General features: G+C 54.2%; 6 protein-coding genes. 1 reads left to right on the forward strand and 5 read right to left on the reverse strand.

Annotation, left to right across the window (positions count from 1 at the left end; all coding sequences use genetic code 11):
• Positions 1–3: 3 nt before the first annotated feature.
• On the reverse strand, positions 4–1,794 hold the full coding sequence (locus V7028_RS13450) for an acyl-CoA dehydrogenase C-terminal domain-containing protein (protein ID WP_334120596.1): 1,791 nt from the start codon (positions 1,792–1,794) through the stop codon (positions 4–6).
• A 19-nt stretch (positions 1,795–1,813) separates the two neighbouring features.
• Entirely contained in the window at positions 1,814–2,428 is a 615-nt protein-coding gene (locus tag V7028_RS13455; RefSeq protein ID WP_334120597.1) for a TetR/AcrR family transcriptional regulator, read from the reverse strand.
• Positions 2,429–2,662: 234 nt separating this feature from the next.
• Between V7028_RS13455 and V7028_RS13460 the strand changes: the two genes are divergently transcribed.
• Positions 2,663–3,118 carry a DoxX family protein gene (locus V7028_RS13460; RefSeq protein ID WP_334120598.1) on the forward strand — a complete coding sequence of 152 codons (456 nt, stop codon included), beginning with the start codon at positions 2,663–2,665 and terminating at the stop codon, positions 3,116–3,118.
• 4 nt (positions 3,119–3,122) lie between these two features.
• Here V7028_RS13460 and pdeM read toward each other — a convergent pair whose 3' ends face one another.
• The 3 genes from pdeM to V7028_RS13475 all read right to left on the reverse strand — a co-directional run.
• Positions 3,123–3,773, reverse strand: a complete 651-nt coding sequence (gene pdeM / locus V7028_RS13465) for a ligase-associated DNA damage response endonuclease PdeM (RefSeq protein ID WP_334120599.1) — start codon at positions 3,771–3,773, stop codon at positions 3,123–3,125.
• On the reverse strand, positions 3,770–6,403 hold the full coding sequence (locus tag V7028_RS13470) for a ligase-associated DNA damage response DEXH box helicase (RefSeq protein WP_334120600.1): 2,634 nt from the start codon (positions 6,401–6,403) through the stop codon (positions 3,770–3,772). Before V7028_RS13470 ends, pdeM begins: the two co-directional genes overlap by 4 nt.
• Positions 6,404–6,464: 61 nt before the next feature.
• Positions 6,465–6,829: hypothetical protein (locus V7028_RS13475; protein ID WP_334120601.1), on the reverse strand; the 365-nt coding region annotated here is incomplete at its 5' end.

The raw sequence follows: 6,829 nt of genomic DNA on the forward strand, positions 1-6,829 counted from the left end.
TTCCTAGAACAGGTCTGCTTCCATTTCCATCAGGCTTGCTGAACCTGCGCGCGCCTTGCGGATCAGCATGGCGGTTTCAGGCAGCATTTTCTGGAAATAGAAACGGGCTGTGTGCAATTTGGCAGTGTAAAACTTGTCGCCACCGGATTGCTTTTCCAGCGCAATTTTTGCCGCTTTTGCGAAGAAGTAAGCATAAAACAGATGCCCGACTACACGCAGGTAATCTACGGCGGCAGCACCCACTTCATCGGGGTTTTGCATGGCTTTTCCACCAATTTCCATGGTCAGCTTGCTGACCTTGTCGCCCAAATCAGCCAGAGGCTCAACAAACTCTTTCATGGCGGGGTTGTTGGCTTCGGTTTCACACAGTGCACGCACCATTTTGCCAAATTTCATCAGCTTGGCACCACCGTCGCCCAGCACTTTGCGACCCAACAGGTCGAGCGATTGAATGGTGTTGGTGCCTTCGTAAATCATGTTGATGCGGCTGTCGCGAACATACTGTTCCATGCCCCACTCGGCAATGTAACCATGGCCGCCATACACCTGCATACAGTGTGAAGTGGCTTCCCAAGCGTTGTCGGTGATGAACGCTTTCACAATCGGCGTGGCCAGGGCAACCATGTCGGCAGCTTCCTTGCGAACTGCTTCATCGGGGTGGTTCAGTTCCTTGTCCAGTTCCAGCGCGGTCCAGAAGCACAGTGCGCGAGCACCTTCGGCATACGCACGGGTGGTCAGCAACATTTTGCGAACATCGGGGTGAACGATGATGGGGTCGGCAGGTTTGTCGGTGGCCTTGGGGCCAGACAGTGACCGGCTTTGAATGCGGTCTTTGGCGTATACCACAGCGTTTTGATACGCCACATCAGTAAGCCCGAGCGACTGCATACCCACGCCCAAACGGGCTGCGTTCATCATCACGAACATGGCCGCCAAACCGCGGTGGGGCTGACCAATCAACCAGCCGCTTGCGCCGTCCAGGTTCATCTGGCAGGTGGCATTGCCGTGAATGCCCATTTTGTGTTCAATGGCGCCACAGAAAATCGGGTTGCGTGCGCCCAATGTTCCGTCTGCATTCGGAATAAATTTGGGAACCAGAAACAATGAAATGCCCTTGGTGCCTTGGGGTGCGTCTGGAAGGCGTGCAAGCACCAGGTGAATGATGTTCTCGGCCATGTCGTGTTCACCGCTGCTGATGAAGATTTTCGCACCGGTAATTTTGTAGCTGCCATCGGCCTGTGGCTCGGCCTTGCTGCGCAGCATGCCCAGGTCGGTACCACAATGGGGTTCGGTCAGGCACATGGTGCCTGTCCATTCGCCACTGGTCAGCTTGGGCAGGTACAGGTCTTTCTGTTCCTGGCTGCCGTGTTCGTGCAGGCAGTCGTACGCGCCGTGTGTCAGGCCCGGGTACATGGTCCAGGCCTGGTTGGCTGCATTCATCATTTCATAAAGTGTCTGATTCACCGTGACGGGCAAACCTTGACCGCCGTAGTTGGGGTCGCAGCTCAGCGAAGCCCAGCCCGCTTCAACAAACTGCTGGTAGGCTTCTTTAAAACCTGTGGGGGTTTTCAGGGAATGATCGGCCTTGTTCAAGGTACAACCTTCGGAATCGCCCACGGCGTTCAAGGGTTGCAGCACTTCCGCGCAGAACTTGCCACCCTCTTCCATGATCTGGTTCATGGTGTCGGCGTCAATTTCCTCAAAGGCGGGAATGCCTTTGAAAATGGCTTGCGCGTTGAGCATTTCGTGCAACACAAATTGCATGTCGCGAATTGGGGGCGTGTATTGGCTCATTGTTAGGTGTCTCCTGGTGCTACTGGCTCAGAATCTCGGATCGGGTTTGCTGGTAATGCTGAATCATGCGGTCAAAGCCCGCACTGGCACGCTTCACCGACAATGTGTCGCCCATCAGGCGACCTTGTTGGTGGGCTGCCAGAATCAAACCGACCATCTCGAATACAAGTTGGTCCGCATGGGTTTGATTGGCTGGTAAATGATTTTCTTCGATGGCCTGTGCCGCCGCACGGTGCATTTCTTTTTGCCAGTCGCGGTGCATTTTGACCAGCACATCGCGAACTGCCCCTGGCCTGTCATCGTATTCTGTCGCGCCTGAAATGTAGATGCAACCACTGTCGATTTCCTTGCCGATGCGGTCGAGCCAGCGCATGAAAATTGCACGCAAACGCGGCAATCCACGGGGCTCTTTCAGGCAGGGGAACAGCACGGCGTTGATGAATTGGGTCTCATATTCTTGCAGCACGGCAATTTGAAGTTCTTCGCGAGAACCAAAGTGGGCAAACACACCACTTTTGCTCATGGTCATTTTTTCGGCAATTGAACCAATGGTCAACCCTTCGAGCCCTTGTGTGGACGCGATTTCTAGTGCCGCCTCGACAATGGCGGCTCGGGTTTGTTCACCTTTGCGCATATAAAATAGACCGAACGTTCGTTTTTTTACGAGTGTACGCTATTTCTCTGGGGAAAAGGCAATGCGCTTGGTTAGAGAAATTACTCTAGGGCTGAACGAGCATTGCCATCACATTGCAAGTTATTCAATAAATTTGAATAACAAATGCGAAATGTAACACTCGATTAAATGCTGATTTGGATTCATGATTCACCCATCGATTCAACGAATCGCCCCACAACATGGAGAATCAAAATGAGCACCACTTTGAAACAACAAACAGGAATTAATCAAAAAATCGACAGTACTTTTAACTCAATCGCCAATCCGTTGGCTCTGGCAGGCCGCGTGCTTCTGGCAACCATGTTCGTGCTGGCCGGTTTCAGCAAGATTGGGGGATTTGACGGCACAGCAGGCTACATCGCATCGGTTGGACTGCCCTTCGCCGAACTGCTGACTGCCTTGACAATTGTGGTGGAAATTGGCGCAGGCATTGCCTTGATTGTGGGCTTCCAGACCAAAATTGCAGCACTATTGCTGGCTGGCTTTACATTGGCAGCGTCGGTGTTGTTTCACAATTACTGGGCAATGCCAGCCGACCAAGCCTACGTGCAGCAACTGATGTTCATGAAAAACATCAGCGTGGCAGGCGGGTTGTTGATGATTGTGGCCCTGGGTGGCGGTGCACTTGGTTTAAGCAAAGGCAAGTAAAGCATCACACCACTGGAAATACCATTTCGCCTGTTTTGGGAATAACCGCATACCCTCCGGTGAAAACCCCGAAAGATGGCAACATCAGTTGATCTGGCTTCAAGTGGAAGCACGGCAAACGTGCACGGCTTCTGCCCTTGCCATTGAGTACCACCACAGGATGTTCATGGCCAGCCAGTGACAGGGCACCCGCCACGCGTTGTGGATGGTGGCACAAAGCCAACCCTCCCAGCATGAAAGGTTCTTCAAGCATGGCAATGTTCAGGTTGAAAGGCGGGTCGCCTGCCTTGCTGTCGTGGTTGCCCCGAATCAGGTTCATGGCGATGTCGGTGTGCTGCATGCGCCACGCATGAAGCTTGCTGAGCAAGTCTGGATTGTGTGCAGCTTTGGCATGCAACAGGTCGCCGAGGAAATAGAGCGAGCCTGGTTGAAAGGTTGCAATGGCAGCAGACAGCCGATCCAGATTTTCCTTTGTCGTGCCTGCAGGTACAGGCACCCCCAGACTGCGGAACGTGGCTGCTTTGCCCAAATGCACATCCGCCACGAACAAAGCACTGTGCGCCGGATCAAAAACCACTTTGTGACACGACAGCACCAGCGACCCGAAAGATGTCTCAACTGAATGAACAGGAGAATGACTGGACAACAGAATCACGCTTGGGCCGCCTTCTCAAGCTCAGCGACCATTCGAGCCACACGGTCGCTGAGCTTTTCCGTGCTGACAGTTTCACGCAAGCGCTCGATTAACAAAGGAAAAGCAAATGGCGTGGGGCGCTCGATCGGTTTGAACACCAGCTGTTTTGATTGAATGGCTTGCAGGGCGTGTTCCATTCGTTTCAATTCCAGTTCGTGCTCCAATGCTTCGCGTTGTGCCTGATCCAGCAACAGGTTGTGTTGGTCGTGTTTTTTGAACACTTCGAAAAACAAACTGCTGGAAGCCTGCAATTGTTTGGTGCTTTTGCCTGCGCCCGGATAACCTTGAAACACCAGCCCCGCGATGCGGGCAATTTCGCGAAACCGGCGCTGTGCCAGTTCAGAGGCATTCAGGCAATCCAGCACATCCTGAAACAAATTGTCGGTGGTAAAAAGCGGCGAATCAGCAAGGCTGCCCGTGATCCAATCGTGCCAGTTCACGGGCTCAGCACTCAGCAACTCGAAGCCGTAATCATTCATTGCAATTGAAAACGTGCCAGGCTTGTGTCGCGAGGCCCGCCATGCCAGAAGACTTGCCAAACCAATGTGCACCGTGCGCCCTTCGAATGGATACACAAACAGGTGGTGGCCTTCCTTGCTGTGCAACTCTTCGATCAACAAATTACTTGTATTGGGCAATGCGCTCCAGTGCATTTGCAAAGCCAGCAAACTTTCCAGTGCACGCAATTCAGGCAATGCCGGTTTTTTGCCTTTCGAGATGGCTTGGTAGGCCAGCTCCAGCATGTGCAGTGATGCATGCGCAAGTTCACTGCTCAAGGGCATTTTGCCGCCTTGCCACTGCGGCACAGTGGCCTTTTTGCGATCGGCCTTGCGCACATAGGCGGTCATGTCGCGCACCTTGACCAGTTCCAGTACGCGGCCTGCGAAACTGAAACAATCGCCGGTTTTCAAACGGACTATAAAGCCTTCTTCAATGGTGCCCAAACGGCCACCTGTCATCCACGCCACCTGCATGGCGGAATCGGACACAATGGTGCCCACCGACATGGCATGCCTGCGCGCAATGTCGCGGCGAGGTACACGGTAAATGCCGTCGTCATCGGCAGCGATGCGTTGGTAATCGGGATATGCGGCCAGGCTGTCACCCCCCTTTTCAACGAAAGCCAAGGCCCAGTCGAACTGCGCGCGGGTCAGGTTCTGATAGGCAAAGGTGGTGCACACTTCGGCAAACAATTCATCGGGTTTGAAGCCAGTGCCCATGGCCACAGTCACCAGATGTTGAATCAGCACGTCGAGCGGTGCCCGTGGGCTGAAACGCGATTCGATCTGCTTGTGTTCAGCCGCGTGGCGGGCTGCGGCAGCTTCAATCAATTCAAGTGCGTTGGTGGGCACCACGGTGATTCTGGAAGGCCTGCCGGGCGCATGGCCCGATCGCCCGGCCCGTTGAAGCAAACGCGCCACGCCCTTGGGAGAACCTATTTGTATTACCCGCTCAACCGGTAAAAAATCCACGCCCAGATCAAGAGAAGATGTGCACACCACCGCCTTTAATATGCCGGTTTTCAAACCCTGCTCAACCCAGTCACGCACCGATTTATCCAGCGAGCCGTGGTGAAGGGCCAAGGCGCCGGCATAATCCGGGCGCACTTCCAGCAAGGCTTGATACCAGATTTCTGCCTGTGAACGGGTGTTGGTGAACACCAGGCTGGAAGCCGACTGGTCAATTTCCCGCGCAACAAATTCAAGTTGGTTCAAACCCAAGTGCCCGCCCCATGGAAAGCGCTCGAAAGAGTCGGGGATCAGGCTGTCGATCATCAACTGCTTGGGTAGCTTGCCTTGAACCAAGGTGAATCTGCCTTGGTTTTTAACGGGCTGCAACAGCACATCCATGGCCACTTTCAAATTGCCCAGGGTGGCGCTTAAGCCCCACACCTGCAAGCCGGGATTGATTGCCGCCAAGCGCGCAATGGCCAACTGAAGTTGCACGCCGCGTTTGTTGCCAATCAACTCATGCCATTCGTCTACTACCAACACTTGCAGTTTGCTCAAATTGGGCTGGCTGCTGGCGCGTGTGAACATGAGTGTCAGGCTTTCCGGTGTGGTCACCAAAGCAAAAGGTGGCTTGCGCAAAATGGCTGCACGGGCTGCAGAATCGGTGTCGCCCGTTTGCAGGGCCACATCGCAATCACAGGCCAATGCCTTGGCCGATTGTTGCAGTGCCTTGGTGCTGTCTGCAGCCAAAGCACGCATGGGCGTGATCCACATGATTTGTGTGGCTGCGCCGCGTGGCCGGGGCATTTGTGCCACCCGCAACAATACCCCCAACCACACAGCCAGTGTTTTGCCCGCGCCGGTGGTGGCGTGAAGCAAACCGCTGTGGCCTTTTTGAAAAGAAGCCCACACTTGCGTTTGATACTCGAACGGTTGCCAGCCCCGCTGATTGAACCATTCATTGATACGAGCAAGCGTCAATTCTGCCAAGGGCGAACATTGCGGAATTTCACCTGAAATTGTTGCAACTGCTTGCGTTGCACGCTGCACAGCCTTGTCAGCCGCTTTCTTTTTGCGGTGCAAAGCCCTGAGTTGCGTGCCCACATTGGGGCCGGGTGGAATGCCTCGAAATTCAGACATGGGGAACTGCTGGAAAAAACGATTTCTGATTGTGCCACGGGAAATGCGCAAATAAATTGGCTTAAGCCCTGGCAATCAATTCAACGTTGCCGCCTGCCGCCGCGGTGTTGGTGCAAACCAGCTGTTCACACACCAGCCGATAAGCCGGGTAAGTGCCATCCGCATTCGCAAGCACCAAGGCAATGATACGCTGCGAATGTGCAGCCAGCGTGCGGGCAACCTCGTGCGCGCGTTGTGGTGTGTGTTCACACACCGCAACATCAATGTGTTCCAAATGAATTGCATCAACCCAATCGATACCCCGACCAAGCCATGGTTTGAACATGCCGGTTTCAACAACCGCCACATTTCCCGTGGCCAGCGCTGCATCAATTTGCCGACGAAGCAGTGTTTCATCCAGCGCGGTGCACCACACCCGGCCACGGG

The sequence above is a fragment of the Limnobacter sp. genome (assembly GCF_036846585.1).
Classification (GTDB): domain Bacteria; phylum Pseudomonadota; class Gammaproteobacteria; order Burkholderiales; family Burkholderiaceae_B; genus Limnobacter.